Origin of the sequence: Streptomyces odontotermitis (assembly GCF_050510915.1) — a bacterium.
Taxonomy (GTDB): Bacteria; Actinomycetota; Actinomycetes; order Streptomycetales; family Streptomycetaceae; genus Streptomyces.
Genome location: NZ_JBNJLS010000008.1, coordinates 301,946 through 321,090, shown reverse-complemented (window position 1 = coordinate 321,090; position 19,145 = coordinate 301,946). Strand labels below are relative to the sequence as shown.

At 72.0% G+C, this 19,145-nt stretch carries 19 protein-coding genes; 11 read left to right on the top strand and 8 right to left on the bottom strand.

Annotated features, from left to right (window positions below; genetic code table 11):
* Window positions 1-504 precede the first annotated feature (504 nt).
* On the bottom strand, window positions 505-996 hold the full coding sequence (locus ACQB60_RS24510; RefSeq protein WP_496928251.1) for a Gmad2 immunoglobulin-like domain-containing protein: 492 nt from the start codon (window positions 994-996) through the stop codon (window positions 505-507).
* A gap of 305 nt (window positions 997-1,301) precedes the next feature.
* On the opposite strand from ACQB60_RS24510, the gene ACQB60_RS24505 reads away from it, so the two are divergent.
* Complete coding sequence (locus ACQB60_RS24505) at window positions 1,302-1,640, top strand: WD40 repeat domain-containing protein (RefSeq protein ID WP_496928250.1); 339 nt, start codon at window positions 1,302-1,304, stop codon at window positions 1,638-1,640.
* Window positions 1,641-1,652: 12 nt separating this feature from the next.
* On the opposite strand, the gene ACQB60_RS24500 is transcribed toward ACQB60_RS24505, so the two are convergent.
* Window positions 1,653-1,859, bottom strand: coding sequence for a hypothetical protein (locus tag ACQB60_RS24500; protein WP_496928249.1), 207 nt, complete (start codon window positions 1,857-1,859; stop codon window positions 1,653-1,655).
* A gap of 273 nt (window positions 1,860-2,132) precedes the next feature.
* On the opposite strand from ACQB60_RS24500, the gene ACQB60_RS24495 reads away from it, so the two are divergent.
* Complete coding sequence (locus ACQB60_RS24495; RefSeq protein ID WP_496928248.1) at window positions 2,133-3,371, top strand: serine hydrolase domain-containing protein; 1,239 nt, start codon at window positions 2,133-2,135, stop codon at window positions 3,369-3,371.
* Here ACQB60_RS24495 and ACQB60_RS24490 read toward each other — a convergent pair.
* The 3 genes from ACQB60_RS24490 to ACQB60_RS24480 form a co-directional block, all read right to left on the bottom strand.
* A complete protein-coding gene (locus tag ACQB60_RS24490) occupies window positions 3,365-5,824 on the bottom strand; it encodes a glycoside hydrolase family 65 protein (RefSeq protein ID WP_496928247.1) in 2,460 nt (819 codons plus the stop codon). The two genes, ACQB60_RS24495 and ACQB60_RS24490, sit on opposite strands and share 7 nt — an antisense overlap.
* Complete coding sequence (locus tag ACQB60_RS24485; protein WP_496928246.1) at window positions 5,821-6,564, bottom strand: HAD family hydrolase; 744 nt, start codon at window positions 6,562-6,564, stop codon at window positions 5,821-5,823. The genes ACQB60_RS24490 and ACQB60_RS24485 overlap by 4 nt, the downstream gene beginning before the upstream one ends.
* Window positions 6,565-6,628: 64 nt before the next feature.
* Window positions 6,629-7,144 (bottom strand): hypothetical protein, encoded by a 516-nt coding sequence (locus ACQB60_RS24480; protein WP_496928245.1) that lies wholly within the window; start codon window positions 7,142-7,144, stop codon window positions 6,629-6,631.
* 388 nt (window positions 7,145-7,532) lie between these two features.
* Between ACQB60_RS24480 and ACQB60_RS24475 the strand changes: the two genes are divergently transcribed.
* The 8 genes from ACQB60_RS24475 (at window position 7,533) to ACQB60_RS24440 (ending at window position 14,908) form a co-directional block, all read left to right on the top strand.
* Window positions 7,533-7,868, top strand: a complete 336-nt coding sequence (locus ACQB60_RS24475) for a hypothetical protein (RefSeq protein WP_496928244.1) — start codon at window positions 7,533-7,535, stop codon at window positions 7,866-7,868.
* 90 nt (window positions 7,869-7,958) lie between these two features.
* Entirely contained in the window at window positions 7,959-8,480 is a 522-nt protein-coding gene (locus ACQB60_RS24470; protein WP_496928243.1) for a universal stress protein, read from the top strand.
* A gap of 116 nt (window positions 8,481-8,596) precedes the next feature.
* On the top strand, window positions 8,597-10,405 hold the full coding sequence (acsA, locus tag ACQB60_RS24465; protein ID WP_496928242.1) for an acetate--CoA ligase: 1,809 nt from the start codon (window positions 8,597-8,599) through the stop codon (window positions 10,403-10,405).
* Window positions 10,402-11,460, top strand: a complete 1,059-nt coding sequence (gene pdhA / locus ACQB60_RS24460; RefSeq protein ID WP_496928241.1) for a pyruvate dehydrogenase (acetyl-transferring) E1 component subunit alpha — start codon at window positions 10,402-10,404, stop codon at window positions 11,458-11,460. Before acsA ends, pdhA begins: the two co-directional genes overlap by 4 nt.
* Window positions 11,457-12,494, top strand: coding sequence for an alpha-ketoacid dehydrogenase subunit beta (locus ACQB60_RS24455; RefSeq protein ID WP_496928240.1), 1,038 nt, complete (start codon window positions 11,457-11,459; stop codon window positions 12,492-12,494). The genes pdhA and ACQB60_RS24455 overlap by 4 nt, the downstream gene beginning before the upstream one ends.
* Entirely contained in the window at window positions 12,487-13,938 is a 1,452-nt protein-coding gene (locus tag ACQB60_RS24450) for a dihydrolipoamide acetyltransferase family protein (RefSeq protein ID WP_496928239.1), read from the top strand. The genes ACQB60_RS24455 and ACQB60_RS24450 overlap by 8 nt, the downstream gene beginning before the upstream one ends.
* 4 nt (window positions 13,939-13,942) lie before the next feature.
* Window positions 13,943-14,197 (top strand): acyl carrier protein, encoded by a 255-nt coding sequence (locus tag ACQB60_RS24445; protein WP_496928238.1) that lies wholly within the window; start codon window positions 13,943-13,945, stop codon window positions 14,195-14,197.
* A 111-nt stretch (window positions 14,198-14,308) separates the two neighbouring features.
* Entirely contained in the window at window positions 14,309-14,908 is a 600-nt protein-coding gene (locus ACQB60_RS24440) for an Rv1733c family protein (RefSeq protein ID WP_496928237.1), read from the top strand.
* Window positions 14,909-15,099: 191 nt separating this feature from the next.
* Here ACQB60_RS24440 and ACQB60_RS24435 read toward each other — a convergent pair whose 3' ends face one another.
* A complete protein-coding gene (locus ACQB60_RS24435; protein ID WP_496928236.1) occupies window positions 15,100-15,528 on the bottom strand; it encodes an Hsp20/alpha crystallin family protein in 429 nt (142 codons plus the stop codon).
* Window positions 15,529-15,826: 298 nt separating this feature from the next.
* Here ACQB60_RS24435 and ACQB60_RS24430 point away from each other — a divergent pair, with 298 nt between their 5' ends.
* Window positions 15,827-16,849, top strand: a complete 1,023-nt coding sequence (locus ACQB60_RS24430) for an Acg family FMN-binding oxidoreductase (protein ID WP_496928235.1) — start codon at window positions 15,827-15,829, stop codon at window positions 16,847-16,849.
* A gap of 79 nt (window positions 16,850-16,928) precedes the next feature.
* Here ACQB60_RS24430 and hypE read toward each other — a convergent pair whose 3' ends face one another.
* The gene (gene hypE, locus ACQB60_RS24425; RefSeq protein WP_496928234.1) at window positions 16,929-17,963 is read right to left on the bottom strand and encodes a hydrogenase expression/formation protein HypE; all 1,035 of its coding nucleotides are present in this window, start codon (window positions 17,961-17,963) and stop codon (window positions 16,929-16,931) included.
* Window positions 17,960-19,093, bottom strand: a complete 1,134-nt coding sequence (gene hypD, locus ACQB60_RS24420) for a hydrogenase formation protein HypD (RefSeq protein WP_496928233.1) — start codon at window positions 19,091-19,093, stop codon at window positions 17,960-17,962. The genes hypE and hypD overlap by 4 nt, the downstream gene beginning before the upstream one ends.
* Window positions 19,094-19,145: the final 52 nt, after the last annotated feature.

The following is a 19,145-nucleotide window of genomic DNA, read 5'->3' as shown; positions in this document are numbered from 1 at the left end:
ATGAGATGTTCGGCGGCTACGCTCACGGTTGTCCTAGCGGAGCTTCGCGGACACGAACGTGGACAACCCCAACCGCCAGGTCCGGTTGAGCTTCCTGGGATGAGCCCGGACTGACCAAGGTCGTCCTGGGGGTGGCCGTCGATTCTCCTTGACCTGCGTGCGGAACGGGAGAGGTCGATGCGCAACGCTCCCTGGGCGAGGTCGGGCGCCCCTATGGCGGGTGCGGGAAGTGCCTGCTCGGCGTGCGGCCGCGACTGTCCCGCATGAAAGCGGCCACGTCCCCCCTCCCGAGCGCCAGCGGCGAGGACGATCCTCACCGCGGCTGCATCCGTCGGCGCTCACATCTTCGCCTGGGCCGACGACCGGGAAGTCTCGGGCGCAACGCCGTCGACCGCTTCAACACGGGTTACGCACGGCTGCTCCCGGCTTCTCGCGTGGCGGGTACCCGACGACCCGCCCGCCCTGGTCAACGACCTGGGGCGCCGCTGGCCTGTGACGACGACGTCAGGAGCCGATGGGGATGCGCAGCACCTGGCCGGGGACGATCCTGTCGGGGTCGGTGATCTGGTCGGGGTTGGCGCGGACGATGCGCTGGTACAGGGAGGCGTCCCCGTAGTACGTCTTGGCGAGGGCCGCCAGGGTGTCGCCCTTGACGACCTTGTGCTCGCGGAAGCCGTAGTACCCGGGGACGATGCGCGGCCCGTAGAGCACGGGCACGGTCACGATGTTGATCTCGCTGCCGTCCTTGGGGCTCACCTCGAAGACCTGCACGAGGAGCCGGTCGGCTTTGAACGCCGCGTGGCTGACGTCGACCTGGACCTGGAACTGCCCGTGCTCGCCGGTTCCGCCGCCGACATCGAAGTGTCCGGACACCTCGTCGTGCCCCTCGCCGATGCGATAGCTCAGCGTGGCTTCGAAGCCTGTGCCGACGCCGCCCACCAGGACGGGGTTGCCGACGATGTCCAGCTTGCGGGGCTGGTCGATGCGGTTCGTCATGGTTTCCTCCTGCGGGTGAGGGGGCGTGCTGCGAGCAGAGGGATGGAGTCATGGGCTCCTCCACCTCACTCAACTTCCTTTCCGTGGTGGGGCAATCACTCCTGTCGGGCACAGCGGTGGGCCGTTCGGCCTCTGGCACCGCACCGGCGATTGCCCACCCTGTGTGAGAGGGGGAGGCCGCCGGGAGGGTGGGAGGAGCGGGCCCGGGGCACTGGCGCGCCGTCGTCGTGGCCACCTCCCCGCGTACGCCGACGCGTCGCTGCACCGGCTCCGGGCACCCGCCGAAGACCGAAGGCGCGCAAGCCATGACGGACGTCCTGCGCGCTCCGGACCGCGGCGCTTTCGAGGCCAAAGCGGTGGTCGACGCGCCGCGCCAGTGCGTCCAGGAGGTCGTCGAGGACGTCTTGCGCCGGAGTGCTCCCCACGACGTCACGACGTCGTCCTGGTGTACCTGTCCTGTCACGGCATCGGTGCTCCTGGGGGATCCGCGCACAGGCCGCCCCCTCGCGGCCCTCGTCGGACACAAGTCCGTGGTGAACGACGAGGCGTTCGCCCCTGCCGCCCACCGTCTCGCGACGGCCGCCGACGACAAGACCGTGCGGCTGTGGGACGTGAACACGGGAAAGCAGCTGCGCACGTGGTGAGCCGGACGGAGGTTACGGCCTGGTCCGGTGGGGGCCGTGAGGGCCCTGGCCGAGGCGGCGGGCCAGGATGATCAGTCCGATGACGGCCAGCACCACGGGCGGCACCAGGACGATCCCCAGCAGCGATCCGATCAGGCCGAGGCTCCAGAGGACGAGCAGCCCGGCGACCACGTACAGCACCGTTTGCGCCGCGCGCACGGGCAGTTGGTGTTCCTTCATCGTGGCACCTCCCGGTTCTGGTTGATTCCACGGTCCGTCGGACCCGAGCGCGGCGCATGGTGCCGAACGACCCTGCGCGAGGCCGGGCGGCCCGGAGCGTGCCGCGGCCCCGACGGCGCCACATGATCGGGGGATAACCCCACCTGGGAATGGGTGGGTGACGGGATATCGGGTCCCGCCCCCGGCCGCACAGAATCAGTCCCGTGGATCAGGTCCTGCGGACCCGGTCCCGCTGATCAGTTGTCACCCACCGACCGCACAGGAGCCCCTTTCGTGTACGAGCACACGCATGCAGCAGACGGGCCGCGTTCATCCGGGCGGGAGGGCGACCACACGGCACGGAGGGTGCGGGCCGGCGCTGTCGGCGTCCTCGCGGCGGCGGTGCTGAGTACCGGCTTCGCCTGGCCCGCCGCGGCTGCGGACGGCCGGGGAGCGCCGTCCGCAAGGGCCGGTCACGAGGCCACTCAGGAGGCCCTCGACGGGGTGGTCCGGGGCGGGCCGCCCGGCGGAATCGCCCTGGCCGAGCAGGGGAGCCACTCCTGGACCGGTCGCGCGGGTGTCGCTGACCTCTCCACCGGCAGGCAGCCGCGGGCCGATGACCGGTTCCGGGCGGGCTCGCTCACCAAGACCTTCGTGGCCACAGTGATCTTGCAACTGGAGGCCGAGGGGCGACTGAGCCTGGACGACACCGTCGACCACTGGCTGCCGGACCTGGTGCGGGGCAACGGCCACGACGGCCGGAGGATCACGGTGCGCCAACTCCTCAACCACACCAGCGGGATCTACAGCTACACCGACGACGAGGGCTTCAAGCGGAAGACGTTCGGCACCGACTTCCTGCGCCACCGCTACGACACCTGGACGCCGGAGCGGATCGTCCGGCTCGCCATGACCCACCGGCCGAACTCCGACCCCGGCGGCCCGTGGCGCTACTCCGACACCAACTACATCCTCGCCGGAATGGTGATCCAGGAGGCCACCGGCCACTCGTACGCCCATGAGATCGAGCGGCGCATCCTGCGTCCCCTGCACCTGAACTCCACCACCATGCCGGGCACCCGGGCCCATCTGCCGGGGCCCGGCGGCCGGGCGTACTCGAAGCTGACCGGCGAGCTCGCGGGCCCCGGCAAGCCGGGGAGCGTGACCTACGACGTCACCGAGCTCAATCCCTCCCTCGCGGGCGCGGCAGGCGAGATCATCTCCACCACTCGTGACCTCAACCGCTTCTACCGGGCCCTGCTCTCGGGACGGCTCCTGGAGCCGCGCCAGCTGAAGAAGATGACCACCACCGTGCCGATCGAGGGAGTCCCGGCCGTCTCCTACGGCCTCGGCCTCATGAAGCTCAGCCTCTCCTGTGGTGTGGAGGTCTGGGGGCACAACGGCGGTATCCAGGGCTCCATATCGGAGACCCTGACGACTGCGGACGGCGGGCACGCGCTGTCGCTCAACTTCAACGGTGACTGGAACGTGCATGAGCAGCGGGTGGTCGACGCCGAGTTCTGCGGTCAGTGACCGACGGCCTCTTTGTGGTCCGCGAGGCCCGGCAGAGTGAGTTCGCAGGACTCTCCGGGCTCGACGCGGACCGTGTGGCCGGGCAGTTCGAGCGTGATGGGTGACCTGTCGGAGGCGGGCACGTCGACGCGCAGCCGTCCCGGCCGCATCTGCAGCCGTATGCCCCAGTGCCCTCGGTAGCGGAGGGTGAATCCGTACTCGGAGAGCTCCGGCAGGGGCACCGGGTCGAGCCACAGGGCGCCGTGCCGCGTCTGCAGGCCGGTCAGTCCGCGCTGGACCAGATCCAGGGTGCCCGCCATGGCGCCCAGGTGGATGCCCTCGCCCGTGGTGCCGCCCTGCACGTCGGCGATGTCGCCGCGCAGCGCCTCGTGGACGAACTCCCATGCCTCGGCGCGGCGCGCCCGGGCGAGCACCCACCCGTGCACCAGGCCGCTGAGGGTGGAGCCGTGGCTGGTGCGACGCAGGTAGTGGTCGACGGTGCGCTGCCAGAGGGCGTCGTCGAACCGGTATCCCAACTGGCCGAAGAGGGCGCTGAGTTCGGCGGGGGAGAAGAGGTAGCCGAGCATCAGCACATCGGCCTGCTTGGACGCCTGATAGCGGTTGACGCTGTCGCCCTCGGCCTCCAGGATCCGGTCGAGGCGGCGGATGTCGTCGTACGTCTTCCGGTACGCGTCCCAGTCGAGCTCCGCCAGCTCTCCGTAACCCTCGAACTGGCTGATGACACCGGCGTGGAAGGGTACGTACAGCGAGTGGGCCACGTCCCGCCACGACTCCGCCTCGCCGCCGTCGAATCCGACGCGTTCGGCGAGCTCGTCACGGCGTGGCGCAGGCAGGGCGTCGAGGAGTTCGAGGGTCCGGGTGAGCACCCAGGCGGCCGTGACGTTGGTGTAGGCGTTGTCGTCGAGGCCAGGGCGCGGGGCGCCGGGGTAGGCGTCGTGGTACTCGTCGGGGCCGACCACGCCGCGGATGCGGTAGCGGGCGAGGCTCTCGTCGTACGTGGCCGAGTCGGCCCAGAACCGGGCGATCTGCAGCAGCGTCTCGGCTCCCTTGGTGTGCAGGAACTCGGTGTCGCCGGTTGCCTCGCAGTACCGCCAGACGTTGTAGGCGACGGCCGAGCCGACGTGCCGCTGGAGCCGGGAGCGGTCGGACAGCCAGCGGCCCGAGCGCGGGTTGAGGTGCAGGACCTGGGTCTCCTCGCGGCCGTCGCTGCCGCTCTGCCACGGGAACATGGCGCCCCGGCGGCCGGCGTCCTGGGCCGCGGTGCGGGCCCGTTCGAGGCGGCGGTGGCGGTAGCCGAGGAGGGCGCGGGACACCTCGGGGAAGTGCAGGTTCAGATACGGCAGGACGAACAGCTCGTCCCAGAAGACGTGGCCGCGGTACGCCTCGCCGTGCAGGCCGCGCGCGGGGACCCCCACGTCGAGTTCGGCGGTGTGCGGGGAGAGGGTCTGCAGCACGTGGAAGAGGTGCAGACGCAGGATGCGGCCCGCCTCGCCGGGCATGTCGAGGTCGGCCCTGCGCCACAGCTGGTCCCAGACGGTCAGGTGGGACTCGAGGAGCGGGTCGAAGGACGGAGCGCGGGCGACGCGGTCGACCGCGGCCCACAGTGGATCACTGATCGCCGGGTCCCGTGAGGTGTGCAGGGTGACCGTCTTGTCGACGGTGACGGCCGTGCCGGGGGTGAGCGCGATACGCAACTCCTGGTGGACACGGGGGCCTTGAGGGCTGGGCCGGGGGCGTGTTCCCGAGGACGTGGTGAGGCGGCAGGCCATGCCGAGCCGGATGTCGGAGGTCCGGGTACGGCAGCGCAGCCACACCGTGGCCGGGGTGTCGGCGGTGCCGGTGTGGACGTGCGTGAGGTGTTCGCCGTTCAGGTCGTGATAGCGCGGCACCCCACCGTTGCGGACGGTGCCGTCAAGGGTGGCCTCCACGTCGAGTTCACCCGCCCAGTTCTCGGCGGTGAACTCGGTGCGGAGCGCGGCCAGATGAGGGTCGGCCATGCTCACGAGGCGCAGCTGACGCACGGCCAGCCGCCGTCCCGCGCCGTCCTCGTAGCGCGTGCGCCGCTCCAGCACTCCCGCGCGCAGACGGAGGGTCTGACGGTGTTCCAGCACGCGGGTGTTCTCGGGGGTCAGCCACGGCCCGGAGCCGTCGGCGAGCCCGTCGGTGTGGACGCGGAAGCGCAGGGGCAGCCAGTTGGGCAGGTTGACCATGTCCTCGTTCTCGACGTCGCGTCCGGCCACGCGCGAGGTGAGGCGGTCGTAGCACCCCGCCGCGTAGGTGCCGGGGTAGTGCATGTCGTCCGCCGGGCACTCGGGCAGGGCGCCACGGGTGGCGAAGCGTCCGTTGCCGAGGGTGCACAGGGATTCGCGGAGCCGTTCCTGGGACGGCTCGTACCCCTCGTACTCCCAGAGCCAATCCGTCGTCTCCGTCACGCCGTCCGTCGTTTCCGTCATGCCGTCGGGCCTTCCACGACCAGTTCACCGAGGTCGTGCACCACGAGGTCGGCACCGTGTCGCAGCAGGTCGGGGGCGTGGCGGCCGTTCTCGGTGCGGTCCACGCCGATCACCGGCGCGAATCCTCCGCGGCCGGCGGCTTCCACCCCGGCCAGGGCGTCGTCGATGACCGCGGTGTGCCGGGGGTCGTGGCGCAGGCGGCGGGCCGCCTCCAGGAAGAGGTCCGGCGCCGGCTTGCCGGGCAGGCCCAGGCGTGCCGCCTCGGGACCGTCCACGACAGCGTCGAAGAGGCTCAGCACACCTGATCGCACCAGGAGGTCGCGGGCGTACCGGGACGCGGACACGGCGGCGAGGAGCACCCCCGAGCACAGCAGGGTGCGCAGCAGCGCGACGCTGCCCGGACAGGCGGACACGCCCCCGCACCGCAACCGCTCCGCATACAGGCTGTCCTTGGCGGTGGCCACCGCGTGCACCTGCTCGGGGTCCGGCCGTAGTCCCCGGGAGGCGAGGAAGCACGCGGCAGCGTCAGGGCGCGACCTGCCGTCCACGAACTGCGGATAGTCGATGGCCGTGTCGAACGGGCGCTGCTGTGCGGGGTCGTGGGGCGGATGCCTGAGCAGGAACGCGTCGAACACGGACTTCCACGCCGCTGCGTGCAGCCGCGCCGAGTCGGTGATCACCCCATCGGCGTCGAGGATCACGGCCCGGACACCCTTCAAGGGAGCGGCTATCGCGCTCATGGCTTCCCCATCTCTTCGTCACTCCGAGCCGGTGACCCTGGCGTCGCACGGCTCGGCAGCGCTGTCACCAGCCTGTCCTGACACCGGAGATGAGCCCGGTGGCGAGGTCGGACTGGACGGTCAGGTGCGTGTGCCGGGCATGGTGTCCAGGGCTCCTCGACGAGAGGTCCACGCGGGTCCAGCAGTGGCCCATGCCGCTGTCGTTGTAGGCGACCGACCATGTGGTGGGAGTGGCCTTGGAACGGAACATCCCGTCCCTGTGGTGCACGGCCTCCCAGGCGGCCAGGCTGTGTCGCAGGCCGCTGGTCAGGTAGTGGTGGCGCAGGGAGTTGGCGAGAGGGCCGCGGCCGGAGTCGTGCACGACGTCGATGTAGGCGCCGTAGAAGTCCGCGACCCGGTCGACCGTGGAATGCGTGTCGCCGCTGCGTCCGGCGGTCCTGGTCGCGCCGACCGTGGACGCCGTGCCGGCCGCGGGGGTGTCGGTCGCCGTGGCGTTGGTCGACGTCGCGGGCAGGGTCAGTCCGAGAGTCAGTGCCGAGGCGCACAGCGCGATGCGGCGGACGGTACGCGCTCTGTTCATGACGCCCTCCATTCGTGGAGGTGGGTGAGGGGAGGGGCGAGCGCGTCCCTCACCTCCATTACAGCGCGGTGCGCCTTCGGTCGAGGTGGGTCAAGTAGCCCGATGTGTGGGGCCGTTCGGTGCTCAGGTGACTCAGCCCCTGCACGGTGCACAACTCCCCGCGCACCGCGCCCGAGACCGGCGTCGGCGTGGGCTGAGGACGTCGTGCGGGCCCGACGGCGGGTTCTGTCGGCCCCGGGAGAGGGCCGGGCAGCCCCTGCCGCGGTGCGGCCGGATGCGCGACCGTCGAGGAAAGGGGAAGCCCGCGGCGGCGGTCGCCCCGCCGCCGCACTTCCGTCGGTCGCGCGTCCGGCGACGCCTGGGCGCAATCAGGAAGGCGGAGGATCTCATGTACGCGTTCGGGATGCTGGCCCTGCTCGGGCTGGCCGTAGTCGTCGTGGGGATGGTCGCGCGGCGCTACTTGGCCATGGCCCCGGAGCTCTGGGCCTTCGCACTGGTGGCGCTCGGCGTGGGCACGGCGTGGCTCGTCGACTTCAGCCTCTTCGACGCCTGGGGGCTCACCGTGCGCAACGACACCATCGGCATCACCCTCACCGGGGTGCTCATCGCAGGCGCGGGCTACTTCTGGTACGAGGTGCTCCACTTCTTCGCCGGACTGGCCCGGAAGTACACCGACGAGGCCAAGACCCTGGAGAAGACCCAAGAGCTGCGCCGTGTCGCCTGACGGCCGGCTGTCCGGCGGGACGGGGGCACGTAGTGAGTCCCGGCTCCCGTCCCGCGCTCCGGAGCCGGAGAGAGTGACCAGGAGGCGGCCATGGATGATCCGGTGCACGGCAGCGTGATCGTGGGCGTCGACGGTTCGGCCGCGGCGCTCGCCGCACTGCGCTGGTCCGCCACGAGGGCGTCCCGTCTGGGGGTCCGGGTGGTGGCGGTCCACGCCTGGCTGCCCAGGTCGGCCCTGCGCGCCCCCTACGCGTCCGTCGCGGCCCTGCCGACGCCCGAGCAGGACAGGAGCAGGGCGGCGTGGACGCTGGAGGATTCCGTGTCCCGGCTGCTGGAGACGGATCCGCTGACGCAGATCACCGCCGTGCTCGACGAGGGGCCGGCCGTGCCGGTCCTGTTGCGTCACGCCCGCCACGCCTCCTTGCTCGCTCTCGGCCGGGGGCGCCGTGGCGACGACACCCTGCCCGCGCTCGGCGCGGTGGCGCGGGAGTGCGTGCGGGGCGCCGTGTGTCCGGTGGTCACCGTGCCGGAGCCGGTGCGGGCGGCCGGACAGGTGACGTCTTTGCGGCAGTTGGAGGAGGAGATGTCTGCCGCCGGTGCCCGGCGTGGCTGAACGGCCCGGTCCGCTTGGCCCCTGGTGGGAAGAGCCGGCCTCGGGCCCGCCGGGCACCCGGGTCGGGTTCGCCGGGGTGGTGAAAGCAGGAGTGCGAGGGTCAGGGAGGGATCCGGATGACGCGCGAGACCATGACCAAACCGGTGCGACCTCGCGTCGCACCGAATCTTGACGACTATGACCGGGCCCGGGCGGAGTTCAGTTGGGCCGAGGCGCGCGGACGTCTCGCCGGACTGCCCGGTGGCGGGCTCAATATGGGCTACGAGGCCGTGGACCGGCACGTCACCGAGGGCCGGGGCAAGGACACCGCGCTGCGCTGCGTCCGCCGCGACGGGAGCGTCGACTCCGTCTCGTACGCCCAACTGGCCCTGCTCTCCAACCGGTTCGCACAGGTACTGCGCTCCCTGGGCGTGGGCCGGGGCGACCGGGTCTTCACACTGCTTGGCCGCTGTCCGGAACTGTTCACGGTCGTGCTCGGGACCCTGAAGAACGCCAGTGTGCTGTGCCCGCTGTTCTCCGCCTTCGGCCCGGATCCGGTGGCGCAGCGCATGCGCCTGGGCAACGCCCGGGTGCTCGTGACCACCGAGGCGCTGTACCGGCGCAAGGTCGCGCCGGTCCGGGAGCGGCTGCCCGAACTGGAGCACGTGCTGCTCGTCGGCGGGCACGCGGACGCGGACGGGGCGCCGGGGACCCGTTCCTTCGACGCGCTGATGACCGCGGCGCCCGAGGACCTCACCGTGCCGCACACCGACGCCGAGGACATGGCCCTGCTGCACTTCACCAGCGGCACCACCGACGTCCCCAAGGGAGCCGTCCACGTCCACGAGGCCGTCGTGGCCCACCACATCACCGCCGCCCACGCCCTCGACCTGCACCCGGACGACGTCTACTGGTGCACGGCCGACCCGGGCTGGGTCACCGGCATGTCGTACGGGATCATCGCCCCGCTCACCCACGGGGTGACCCTGGTGGTCGACGAAGGGGACTTCGACGCGCGGCGCTGGTACCGGGTCCTCGGCCAGGAGCGGGTCACCGTCTGGTACACCGCCCCGACGGCCCTGCGCATGTTGATGCGGGCCACACCCCGCGAAGGCCCGTACGACCTGCCGCGCTCCCACGATCTGTCCGCGCTGCGCTTCATCGCGTCGGTCGGTGAGCCCCTGAACCCCGAAGCGGTGGTGTGGGGGAAGGACGTGCTCGGACTGCCGATCCACGACAACTGGTGGCAGACGGAGACCGGCTGCATCATGATCGCCAACCTCGCGGCGTGTCCGGTCAAGCCCGGCTCCATGGGCCGCCCGCTGCCGGGTGTCGACGCCGCGGTCCTGGCACGCGGACCGGACGGCCGTGCCTGGCGCTCCGCCGAGGGAGGGGTGCGGGTCCTCGAAGATCCGGAGCAGGAGGGCGAGTTGGTGCTGCGGCCCGGCTGGCCCTCGATGTTCCGGGGCTATCTGCACGCCGAGGACCGGTACCGGGCGAGCTTCGCCGACGGCTGGTACCTGACCGGCGACGTCGTGCGCCGGGACGCGGACGGCTTCTTCTGGTTCGTGGGGCGCGCCGACGACGTCATCAAGTCCGCCGGGCACCTCATCAGCCCCTTCGAGGTGGAGAGTGCCCTGCTGGAGCATCCGCTGGTGGCCGAGGCCGGGGTGATCGGACGGCCCGACGAGACGGCGGGCGCCATCGTCAAGGCGTACGTCTCGCTGCGGCCCGGGGTGTCCGCGGACGAGCAACTGCAACGCGAACTCCTGGCGTTCGCCCGGCGCCGTCTCGGTCCTGCGGTGGCCCCACGGGAGATCGCCTTCGAGCAGCGACTGCCGCACACGCGCAGCGGCAAGGTCATGCGACGGCTGCTGCGCGCCCGCGAACTCGGGCTGCCCGAGGGAGACGTCTCCACGCTGGAAACGACAGAGGAGCCCTCATGAGCACCACGCGCCGCAAGCCGACCGCCAAGCCCGCCACGCCCGTCGAGAGGGCAGAGGCACCCCCCGACACGGTGCACGACGCCACCGCCAAGCACCGGCGCGACCTCCTCGCCACCATGCTGCTGATCCGCCGCTTCGAAGAGCGCTGCGTCGAGCTGTACAGCGCCGCGAAGATACGCGGCTTCGTGCACCTCTACATCGGTGAGGAAGCGGTGGCGGCCGGTGTCGGTGCGGCCCTCAACCCCGGTGACGCCGTCGTCTCCACCTACCGTGAGCACGGCCACGCCCTCGCCCGCGGAGTGCCCGCCGAGGCCGTCATGGCCGAGATGTACGGCAAGGCCAGCGGGTGCAGCGGCGGCCGCGGAGGCTCCATGCACCTCTTCGACGTGAGCCGCCGCTTCTACGGCGGGAACGCCATCGTCGCCGGTGGTCTCCCGCTCGCCGCAGGGATCGCGCTCGCCGAGCGGATGCGTGGCACGGAGGGCGTCGTCTGCTGCTTCTTCGGCGACGGCGCCTTCGCCGAGGGGGAGTTCCACGAGACCGCGAACCTGGCCGCCCTGTGGAATCTTCCGCTGCTGCTCGCCTGCGAGAACAACCTCTACGCCATGGGCACGCCGCTCGCCACCGAGCACGCGCAGACCGATCTGGCGATGCGCGCGGCCTCGTACGGCATGCCCGCCTGGGCCGTGGACGGGATGGACGTCCTGGCCGTGGAGGCGGCCGCGCGCCGCGCCGTGGACGGCATCCGCGCCGGTCACGGCCCGCACTTCCTGGAGCTGCGGACCTACCGCTTCCGCGCGCACTCCATGTACGACCCGGACCGCTACCGCGACAAGAGCGAGATCGAGCGGTGGCGCGAGCGCGACCCCATCTCCGTACTGGCCCAAACGATGCGCGCGCACGCGGAGTTGGAGGACGCCGCGTACGAGGCGTTGGACCGCGGAGCGACTGACGAGGTCGCGCGGGCGGAGGCCGCCGCCGAGGACGCCCCCACCGAACCGGTGAGCGACCTCCTGCGGCACGTCCACGCCGATCCGGCGGAGGGACGGTCATGAAGCAGGATCAGGACATGCGGCAGGGCCGCAAACAGGACAAGAAGTCGGGTTCCTCGAAGATCACGTACCGCGAGGCCCTGCGCGAGGCCCTCCGCTCCGCGCTGAGCACGGACGAACGGGTCTTCCTCATGGGCGAGGACGTCGGCACCTACGGCGGTGCCTTCGGCGTCAGCCTCGGCCTGGTCGAGGAGTTCGGCCCCGAGCGCGTCCGGGACACCCCGTTGTCCGAGTCCGCCTTCACCGGCATGGGCATCGGAGCCGCCATCGCCGGGCTGCGCCCGATCGTCGAGATCATGACGGTCAACTTCAGCCTGCTCGCCCTGGACCAGATCCTCAACAACGCCGCCACGCTGCGGCACATGTCCGCCGGACAGCTCTCCGTGCCGCTGGTCATCCGGATGACCAGCGGAGCGGGCCGCCAGCTCGCCGCCCAGCACTCGCACAGCCTGGAGGGGTGGTACGCGCACATCCCCGGCATCCGCGTGCTGGCCCCCGCCACGCTCCAGGACGCGCGCACGATGCTCGGCCCCGCACTCGCCGACCCGGACCCAGTGGTGATCTTCGAGCACGGATCGCTCTACAACGTCTCCGGCGAACTCCCGGAATCCGACGGTGAGGTGAGCATCGACCGTGCCGCCGTCCGCCGCGCCGGCGACGACATCACCCTCATCACGTACGGCGGTTCGCTGCCCAAGACGCTCGACGCGGCCGACCTGCTCGCGGCCGACGGCATCGGTGCCGAGGTGATCGACCTGCGCTCGCTGCGCCCCCTCGACGACGCCACCGTCATGGCCTCCGTCGCCCGCACCCACCACGTCGTCGTCATCGACGAAGCCTGGCGCACCGGCAGCGTCGCCGCCGAGATCTCGGCCCGCGTCACCGAGCAGGCGTTCTACGAACTCGACGCGCCGGTAGGCCGGGTGTGCAGCGCGGAAGTCCCCATCCCGTACGCCCGGCACCTGGAGCAGGCCGCCCTGCCCCAGGCAGCCGGGATCGCCGCGGCGGCCCGTGAGGTGGTGGGGCGCCATGGGTGAGTTCCGGATGCCCGCGCTGGGGGCCGACATGACCGAGGGCACGCTCACCGAGTGGCTCGTGAGCCCCGGCGACCCGGTCACCAAGGGCGACGTGGTCGCGGTCATCGAGACGTCCAAGTCCGACATCGAGGTGGAGTGCTTCGAAACAGGCACGCTGGTACGGCAGTTGGCGAAACCGGGAGACGTGGTGCCGGTCGGGACGCCGCTGGCGCTCATCGAATCGGTGGCGCCCGAACCGGTGGCGCCCAAATCGGTGGCGCCCGAACCGGTGGCCCCCGAACCGGTGGCGCCCGGCCCCGTGCCGCGGCCGAAGGAGCGAGTCGTGCCTACAGGCCGCGCCAGTGCCGGTGCCGGTGCTGGTGCCAGTGCCGGTTCCGGGGCGAAGGGCCGAGCAGGGCGTGCGGGAAAGCCATCGGCGATCCCCGGGACGGGCCCTCTGGTACGGCACCTCGCCACCGAACGGGCCGTCGACCTGGCCGCCGTCCACGGGACGGGGCGCGGCGGCCGGATCACCCGGGCCGATGTCGAGCACGCCGCGAGTCCGCGCACGTCCCGGGTGCGGGCCACCCCGTTCGCCCGGCGCCTGGCCGATGAACTCCACGTCGACCTGGCCGTGTTGAGCGGCACGGGAGAGAACGGTGCCGTGCGGGCGGCCGATGTCCGCGAGGCCGCGGCGGGAACTGCTCCAGCACCGCATCCCACCGCCGTCCGGCCGTCCGCATCCCCTGCGGCCACTGCCGCACAGCCGCCCCCGGCGTCTGCGACCGCCAGGCAGCAGGCCGCGATGCGCCGCGCCATCGCGGAGCTGATGAGCCGCTCCAAGCGGGAGATCCCCCACTACTACCTGACCACCACCATCGACCTCTCGGCCGCCACGGTGTGGCTGCGCAGGCACAACCGTGACCACCCGGCCGGTGAACGGCTCGTCCCCGCGGCCCTGTTGCTGCGCGCCACGGCCCTCGCCGCCCGCCGGGTGCCCGAGCTCAACGGCTTCTGGCAGGACGGCGGATTCGTCCCCGGCAGGGGAGTCCAGCTGGGCGTGGCCGTGTCCCTGCGCTCGGGCGGACTGCTCACTCCGGTGCTCCACGACGCCGACGCCCTGAAGCCCCATGAACTCATGGACCGGCTCAAGGACTTGGTCGAGCGGGCCCGCCGGGGGCGCCTGCGGGCGGGCGAGGTGGCGGGCGCCACGGTCACCGTCTCCAACCTGGGCGACCAGGGCGTCGAGTCCGTCTACGGCGTGATCCACCCGCCACAGGTGGCACTCGTCGGGTTCGGTGCCGTCCGCGAACGCCCCTGGGCGACGGACGGCATGCTCGGCGTACGGCCGCTCGTGACCGCGACCCTGTCGGGCGACCACCGGGCCACCGACGCCGCCACGGGAGCCCGTTTCCTCTCCGTGGTCGACCGGCTGCTGCAACAGCCCGATGAACTGAGGAGCTGACGTCATGAACCGTATCGAGGCACTGGCCGTCCTCAAGGATGCGATCACCCAGATCGTTCCGGACGCCGACTTCGACCACGTGGGAGTCGAGGACAAATTCCGCGACGCACTGGAACTGGACTCCCTCGACTTCGTGCGCCTGGTGGAGATCGTCTCCACTCGCACCGGTGTCCGCATCGACGAGGAGGACTACGCCGACCTGACCACTCTTTCCGACGCCGCCGACTTCCTGGTCGCGCGTGGGCACCCGGGTCAGTGAGCGTGCCCGGTCGCACTGGCCGACCGGATCGCTCAGGAGCCTGCTGCCCTCTGAACGGGACCGCCTCAAGGGATGCCTTCGGACCGCGCGTGGGAGGAGGCCCGACGACCGATGGCCAGGAGCTTCCACAGAACGCGCCGCCCCACTGTCCGGCTGTGGCGCTGGCGGGCCAACCCGCTCAGGCGCCGCAGCGACGTGGTGGAGGCGTGGACCGTGCTCGTCTTCGGGATCGCCGCCGTCGTGGGTGGCCCGGCCGCGGGGGCGGTGACCGCCGTCAGTGTGGTCCAGGTCGTGGACGAACAGCGGGCGCACCGGCATGCCGTCACGGCTCGGCTCATCGAGGACGCGCCGCGCAGCACGGCCGTCTCCCGCAACGGGACCGGGCTCGACCGGGTACGGGCCCGGGTGCGCTGGGCCGGTCCGGACGGTGCGACGCACCGGGGCACGACGCTCGTTGCGCCCGGGACGAGAGCCGGGGCGAGGACGACGGTCTGGACCGACGGCCAAGGGACCCTGGTCCTGGCGCCCTTGGAACGGGCCGAAGCGGTCCAGCGCGCTGTCGTGGCGGGCGTTCTGGCCACAGCCGCCGTCACCGGCGTCGCCGCCCGGGGCGGGCTGGTGGTGCGCCGCCGTCTGATGGGGCGGCGCACGGCCGCATGGGGACGGGAATGGGCGAGGGTCGGGCCGCAGTGGAGCCGCAGGGCCGGCTGAGGCGGGGCCGCGGGGGGCCGTGAGGTCGCCGGGGCCGCCCACAAGCGTGGTGTGGAAGGGGCGCCGAACCTCGGCATCGCCCAAGGCGGCCTCAGCATCACCCAAGGCGAGGCGTCCGCGTGCCCGGAATCCCGGAGCACGCGGACGTGTGCGGGCCGAACTCAGACGTGCAGAACTCGGCCTTGCCGCACTCAGACGCGCCGCACGGGAACGGTCCTGGTGCCCGTCTTGGCTTCGGGAACCGGGATCGTGATGGTCAGCACCCCGTCCTTGTACGCCGCGGTGGCATCATCGGCGCTTGCCCCGGTGGGCAGCCGGACGGCGCGGGCGAACGTGCCGTAACGGAACTCCGTGTGGTGCTTGTCCTTGGTTTCCTCGGTGCGCTCGGCCCGCAGGGTCAGCACACCTTCCGAGACGCTGATCTCCACGTCCTTGTCCGGGTCGATGCCGGGAAGCTCGGCGCGCAGGACGTAAGTCCCGTCCGTGAAGCTCTCCTCGACGCGGATGCCGTGCAGCCCCGGAGCCGGGTGCGTCCCCGGGAGCCCCGAAATCCCCTCGACCCAGCTGAACAGGTCGGGCAGCAGCGGCCAGCCGGGCAGCCGCTCCACCATGTTGGTCATCTCGCCCTCCCTCGCTTGTCGTGTCGTCCGGTCGTGTCGTACCTGTCGTTCGCCGTTCTCCTGCTCCTTCTCCTTTTACTTGCTCCCTTTCGCTTGTTCGCTTGCTCCCTTGCTCCCCGTCCAGCGTCGCGCGGTACGGGGGCGGCCTGCCAGTGCCGGTCGGTGAAGCGCTGGGGTGCCGTCCGGCACGGAACGGGGACCAACGGCATCTGAACACCCCGCCGTCGGAGCCCCGACCCTTGACGTGAGTGCACCGGCGCACGCGCACCGCACCCGTGAAGACAGGGGAGGAGACGTCATGGAATCCGTGACCCTGGACGCGCCGACTCTGGAGGAACTCGTCTCGGCGGCCGTCGCCGCACCCTCCATGCACAACACGCAGCCCTGGAGGTTCCGCCTCGGGGCGGACGCCCGGACCCTCGAGATCCGCGCCGCCGCCGAGCGGAGTCTGCCGTACGAGGACCCGCACGGGCGCGCCCTCCATCTGGCCGCGGGCGCCGCGGCGTTGAACCTCTCGATCGCCGTGACCCACCTCGGCAGGGAGCCGGTCGTCCGTGTGCTGCCGAGCCCGCGCACCCCCGAACTGCTGGCCACCGTGCGCATCGCCGGACCGTCTCGGCGGGGAAGCGCACGCCGCGGGGATCTGTACGAGGCCATCGGGCGCCGCCACAGCAGCCGCCTCCCCTTCGCCGATCAGCAGGTTCCGGACGTCGTGCGCCGTGAACTGGCCGAGGCGGCGCACGTCGAAGGCGCCTCGCTCACGTTTCCGCGGCCGCACGAGGTCAGCCGTCTGCTGCGGGTGACCTCCGTCGCGGAGCGCCGCAATCACGCCGACCCGGATCGCGCGGCCGAGAGCCGCCACTGGTTGCGGGACGACGCCCTCGGGCTGCCCGCCTCGGTTCTGGGGCCGCAGGATGCCTTCGAGCAGCTCCCGATGCGGGACTTCACCGCCCGGCGCCATCTGGAGCAGCTGTCCGCGCACACCTTCGAGCGCTCTCCCATGATCGCGGTGCTCGCCACCGAGCACGATCGGCGCTCGGACTGGCTGCGTTCCGGCCAGGCCCTCCAGCATGTGCTGCTGATCGCCACCGTCCACGGCCTGAGCGCCTCGCTGCTGCACCAGGCCCTCGAGTGGGCGGATCTGCGGGCTCAACTGCGCACGTCCCCCGGCCTGACGGGGCATACGCAAATGCTGATCCGGTTGGGGTATGGGCCAGAACCGCCGAGCACACCACGCCAGGCGCCGCAGCACGTCATCGACATCGCGGAAGCGGAAGGTGCGCAAGGCACAGCAAGCGCGGGCCGCGGGCCGCGGGCCTGAAGGCGGGACAGGGCGGATACGGGGGCCGGGACAGGGCGGTTACGGGGCCTGGGGCAGGGCGGACACGGGAGTAGAACCCTCAGCAGATGCGGGGGAGTTGTTCGCCCAGCGGCATCTCCACCACCCGCCGCGAGCCGACCAGGGTCCGCAGCGCCACGCGGCCCGGTTCGCCGTGTGGCAGCACCTCGCCGATCCGCACGGCCGCGGATCCCTCGGGGCGTGCCCGCAGGGCGGCCAGCGCCGCCTCCGCCGCCGCCGGGGCGACGAAGGCGACCAGGCACCCTTCGTTGGCGACGGTCAGCGGGTCGAGGCCCAGCAGATCGCAGGCCGCGGCGACGGGGGGCGGCACCGGCACGGAGCCCTCGTCGATCTCGACGGCCACGGCGGAGGCTTGGGCGATCTCGTTGAGGGCCGCGGCGAGGCCCCCGCGGGTGGGGTCGCGCAGGGTGTGGACGTCCGGGCCGAGTGGTGCCAGAGACCGGACGAGGCGGTGCAGGGGCCTGCTGTCGGAGGCGATGTCGCTCTCGAAGCCGAGCCTCTCCCTGGTGGACAGGACGGTCGTGCCGTGCAGGCCGATGGGCCCGGACAGGAGGACCGTGTCGCCGGGTCGGGCCAGGGCGGCGGAGGGGCGCAGGGTGTCGTGGCGGCGCCCGATGCCGGTGGTGTTGATGAAGAGCTTGTCGGCGGCGCCCCGCCCGACGACCTTGGTGTCACCGGTGACGACGGGGACTTCCGCGGCGCGGGCGGCCTTGCCCAACGAGGTGAGCACGGCGTCGAGTTCGGCGAGGGGAAGCCCCTCCTCGACGATGAGGGACACCGACAGGGCCAGCGGCCGGGCCCCGCGCATCGCGAGGTCGTTGACCGTGCCGTGCACGGCCAGGCAACCGATGTCGCCGCCGGGGAAGAACAGCGGGCTGACCACGAAGCTGTCGGTGCTGACCACCAGGTCGGACTGCCCGGGCAGCAGCGCGGCGTCCTCCAGCGCGCCGCCCCCGCCGCCGAGTGCGGGCAGCACCAGGGTGTCGAGCAGCTCGGCGGTGAGGCGTCCACCGGCACCGTGGCCGAGCAGGACGCACTCCTCCTCGTGCCGGGGCACAGGACAGTCGGGGGTCATGAGATCTCCTTCACGTCCGCGCCACGCCCGCCACGCCCGCCACGCCCGGCACGCCCCGCGGAGTGGAACGCGGCGCAGGTGCCCTCCGCGGACACCATGGGGGCGCCGAGGGGGTGGCGGGGTGTGCAGCGGGAGCCGTACGCGGTGCAGTCGGTGGGCAGCCGGGCGCCGGTGAGGACGGCACCGGCGATGCACTCGGTGTCCTCGACGGGCCGCAGCGTGCCGACGTCGAAGCGCCGTGCGGCGTCGAACCCGGCGTATTCCGGGGCGAGTTCCAGGCCGCTGGCGGGCAGTTCACCGATGCCGCGCCACGCCCGGTCACAGACGCGGAAGACGTGGCGTACGGCGTCCTGAGCCGTGGTGTTCCCGGAGCGCACGACGGCGCGCACGTACTGGTTCTCCACCTCGTGCCGTCCGCTCTCCAGCTGACGGACGGCCAGGAGGACACCCTCCAGAAGGTCGAGCGGTTCGAAACCGGTGACCACGACGGGCACGCGGTACCGCGCGGCGATCGGCTCGTACTCGGTCCAGCCCATGACCGCGCAGACGTGGCCGGCGGCGAGGAACGCCTGGACCTCGCAGCCGGGGTCAGCCAGCAGGGCGGTCATGGCAGGCGGTACGAGAACGTGGCTGACGAGGACGGAGAAGTTGGCAAGGCCGAGCCGGTCCGCGTGCAGGACGGCCATGGCGTTGGCTGGTGCGGTCGTCTCGAACCCGACGGCCAGGAAGACGACTTCACGGTCCGGGTGCTCTTCCGCGAGCCGGACGGCGTCCATCGGGGTGTAGACGACCCGCACGTCGGCGCCGCGTGCGCGCAGCGCGAGCAAGTCTGTGCGGCTGCCGGGGACGCGCAGCATGTCGCCGAAGCTGGTGAAGACGACACCGGGGCGGGCCGCGATGGCCATGGCCTGGTCGAGGGTCTCCAGCGGGGTGACGCAGACCGGGCAGCCGGGGCCGTGGATCATGCGGATACCGGCGGGCAGCAGTTCGTCGATGCCCTGGCGGACCAGGGTGTGGGTCTGCCCGCCGCACACCTCCATGATCCGCCAGGGGCGGGTGGCGGCGGCCTCCAGTTCGGCCAGCAGGCGCCGGGCCAGCGCGGGGTCCCGGTATTCGTCGAGGTACTTCACGGAGTGCCGCCCTCGGGGGGTTCGGCTCCCGGCTTCCGCGGCTGGGCCGTGT

Coding starts and splice junctions, on each gene's coding strand:
- ACQB60_RS24490 (WP_496928247.1), bottom strand. CDS start 5,824: ATGACGGAAACGACGGACGGCGTGACGGAGACGACGGATTGGCTCTGG.
- ACQB60_RS24505 (WP_496928250.1), top strand. CDS start 1,302: ATGACGGACGTCCTGCGCGCTCCGGACCGCGGCGCTTTCGAGGCCAAA.
- hypE (WP_496928234.1), bottom strand. CDS start 17,963: ATGACCCCCGACTGTCCTGTGCCCCGGCACGAGGAGGAGTGCGTCCTG.
- ACQB60_RS24470 (WP_496928243.1), top strand. CDS start 7,959: ATGGATGATCCGGTGCACGGCAGCGTGATCGTGGGCGTCGACGGTTCG.
- ACQB60_RS24445 (WP_496928238.1), top strand. CDS start 13,943: ATGAACCGTATCGAGGCACTGGCCGTCCTCAAGGATGCGATCACCCAG.
- ACQB60_RS24500 (WP_496928249.1), bottom strand. CDS start 1,859: ATGAAGGAACACCAACTGCCCGTGCGCGCGGCGCAAACGGTGCTGTAC.
- ACQB60_RS24475 (WP_496928244.1), top strand. CDS start 7,533: ATGTACGCGTTCGGGATGCTGGCCCTGCTCGGGCTGGCCGTAGTCGTC.
- ACQB60_RS24455 (WP_496928240.1), top strand. CDS start 11,457: ATGAAGCAGGATCAGGACATGCGGCAGGGCCGCAAACAGGACAAGAAG.
- acsA (WP_496928242.1), top strand. CDS start 8,597: ATGACGCGCGAGACCATGACCAAACCGGTGCGACCTCGCGTCGCACCG.
- ACQB60_RS24440 (WP_496928237.1), top strand. CDS start 14,309: ATGGCCAGGAGCTTCCACAGAACGCGCCGCCCCACTGTCCGGCTGTGG.
- ACQB60_RS24450 (WP_496928239.1), top strand. CDS start 12,487: ATGGGTGAGTTCCGGATGCCCGCGCTGGGGGCCGACATGACCGAGGGC.
- ACQB60_RS24430 (WP_496928235.1), top strand. CDS start 15,827: ATGGAATCCGTGACCCTGGACGCGCCGACTCTGGAGGAACTCGTCTCG.
- ACQB60_RS24435 (WP_496928236.1), bottom strand. CDS start 15,528: ATGACCAACATGGTGGAGCGGCTGCCCGGCTGGCCGCTGCTGCCCGAC.
- ACQB60_RS24485 (WP_496928246.1), bottom strand. CDS start 6,564: ATGAGCGCGATAGCCGCTCCCTTGAAGGGTGTCCGGGCCGTGATCCTC.
- ACQB60_RS24480 (WP_496928245.1), bottom strand. CDS start 7,144: ATGAACAGAGCGCGTACCGTCCGCCGCATCGCGCTGTGCGCCTCGGCA.
- pdhA (WP_496928241.1), top strand. CDS start 10,402: ATGAGCACCACGCGCCGCAAGCCGACCGCCAAGCCCGCCACGCCCGTC.
- ACQB60_RS24510 (WP_496928251.1), bottom strand. CDS start 996: ATGACGAACCGCATCGACCAGCCCCGCAAGCTGGACATCGTCGGCAAC.